The sequence below is a fragment of the Roseomonas sp. TS2 genome (assembly GCF_058833935.1).
Genome location: NZ_JCACVY010000323.1, coordinates 1 through 2,381 on the forward strand (window position 1 = coordinate 1; position 2,381 = coordinate 2,381).

At 73.8% G+C, this 2,381-nt stretch carries 2 protein-coding genes; both read left to right on the forward strand.

Features of this window, described 5'->3' with window-relative positions; all coding sequences use genetic code 11:
* Positions 1–225 precede the first annotated feature (225 nt).
* Complete coding sequence (gene secB / locus ACZJYS_RS24025; RefSeq protein ID WP_493180602.1) at positions 226–765, forward strand: protein-export chaperone SecB; 540 nt, start codon at positions 226–228, stop codon at positions 763–765.
* 114 nt (positions 766–879) lie between these two features.
* The coding region (gene murJ, locus ACZJYS_RS24030; RefSeq protein WP_493180603.1) for a murein biosynthesis integral membrane protein MurJ at positions 880–2,381 on the forward strand (1,502 nt) is incomplete at its 3' end.

Here is a 2,381-nt window from a genome sequence, read left to right on the forward strand (position 1 = left end):
AGCCGCCACGCCTGAAGCCCCCGTGCCTGAAGCCCGCTCGTGCCTGAATCCCGTGCCTCCTGAACTCCGTGCCTGAAGCCCCCGGGCCTGAAGCGCTGTGACAGAGCGGGCGGGGCGTGCTACCCCGCGCCGCGAGTCCGGCGGCGCCGGCCCGGCCCAGCGCCGCACCCCGCCCGCCGCACCCGAACGAACACCGACCCTCCGGCAACCGCATCAGGGGCCCGCATGTCCGACACCCAGCTTCCGCCCGACAACACCACCGCCCCGAACGGCGCCGTGCCGCCGGGCCCGCTGCTGCTGAACCTGCAGTACACCAAGGACCTCTCCTTCGAGGTGCCGGGCGCGCCGGAGATCTTCGCGACGCTGCGCGAGCAGCCGCGCATCGACCTGGCGCTGGACGTGCAGGCCCGCCCGCTCCAGCAGGGCGGCAACGTCTATGAGGTGGAGCTGCAGATCCGCGCCGACGCCCAGGCGCAGGCGCCGAACGGCACCACCCAGCCCGCCTTCATCGCCGAGCTGTCCTATTGCGGCATCTTCACGCTGAACGTGGAGCCCAACCTGGTCGAGCCGCTGCTGCTGGTCGAGTGCCCGCGCCTGCTCTTCCCCTTCGCCCGCAACATCCTGGCCGACGTGACGCGCGATGGCGGCTTCCCGCCCGTGATGCTCTCGCCGATCGACTTCGTGGCGCTGTGGCAGTCCCGCCGCGGCCAGGGCGATGCCCAGTTCCAGGGCGGCGCCCCGGTGCCGCCGGTGGCCAGCGCCTGAGGCGCCGGCGCGGGGCCGCGTGGCCCCGCGCAGCCGGCCGGGGCCGCGCGCCCCGGCCATCCCGCCTTTCCCGTCACGCCGGCCGCACCGGCCGCCCCGCCCAGGCCCGCCCGGATGCTGCGCAATATCCTCACCATCGGCGGCTGGACCTTCGCCAGCCGAATCCTGGGCTTCGCCCGCGACATGCTGATCGCCGCGACCCTCGGCGCCGGGCCGATGGCCGATGCCTTCTTCATCGCGCTGCGCCTGCCCAACCTGTTCCGCCGCCTGTTCGGCGAGGGCGCCTTCAACGCCGCCTTCGTGCCCGCCTTCACCGGCACGCTGACGCTGGAGGGGCCGAAGCGCGCGCGCGAACTCGCCGCCCGCATGTCCACGCTGATGACGCTGTGGCTGTCGCTGCTGGTGGGGCTCGGCATGCTGTTCATGCCGCAGGTGATGCGGGTGCTCACCCCGGGCTTGGTGGACGACCCCTCGCGCTTCGGGCTGGTGGTGGAGCTGTCGCGCATCACCTTCCCCTACCTCGTCTTCATCTGCCTCACCGCGCTGGTCTCGGGCGTGCTGAACGCGGTGGACAGGTTCGCCCTCGCCGCCGGCGCGCCGCTGCTGTTCAACCTCTTCGCCATCGGCGCGCTGTTCGCCCTCACCCCCTTCGTGGCCAGCCCGGCGCATGCGCTGGCCTGGGGCGTCACCGTCTCCGGCGTGGCGCAGCTCATCCTGGTGGTGGTGGCCTGCCACAAGGTGGGGATGGGCTTCCCCATCCTCTCCTTCCCGCGCCTGACGGCGGAGACGCGCGCCGTGCTGAAGCGGATGGTGCCCGGCGTGCTGGGCGCCAGCGTCACCCAGCTCAGCCTGGCCATCGACATCTTCATCGCCTCGCTGCTGCCGGTCGGCGCCATCAGCTTCCTCACCTATGCGGACCGCGTGGCGCAGCTGCCGCTCGGCGTGGTGGGGGCGGCGGTGGGCACGGCGCTGCTGCCGGTGCTCTCGCGCCAGCTGCGCGGCGGCAAGCCGCTCTCGGCGCATCGCAGCATGAACCGGGCGGTGGAGCTGTCCCTGGCGCTGACGCTGCCCGCCGCCGCCGGCCTCATCGCGCTGGCCGAGCCGATCGTGCGCGTGCTGTTCCAGCGCGGCGCGCTGGGCGCGGAGGAGGCGGTGCTGGTGGGCGAGGCGCTGCGCGCCTACGCGCTCGGCCTGCCCGCCTTCGTGCTGATCAAGGCCTTCGCCCCCGGCTTCTTCGCCCGCGGCGACACCGCCACCCCGGTCAAGATCGGCATCGCCGTGGTGGCGGTGAACCTCAGCCTGTCGCTGACCCTGACGCAGTTCTTCGGCCATGTCGGCATCGCGCTCGCCACCTCGCTGGCGGCCTGGGTGAATGCCGGGCTGCTGTCCGGCATCCTGGCGCGGCGGGGCCATTTCGTCGCCGACCGCCGGCTGCGCCGCAACCTCTGGCGCCTGCTGCTGGCGGCGGCGCTGATGGCGGCGGTGGTGGGCGGGCTGATGCTGGCCACCTTCCCGCTGCCCGGCACCGGCACCGGGCCGGTGCGGCTGGCCATCCTCGCCGCCCTGGTGGCGGTGGGGGCGGGGGTCTATTTCGGCGCCACCCAGGCGCTGGGCGC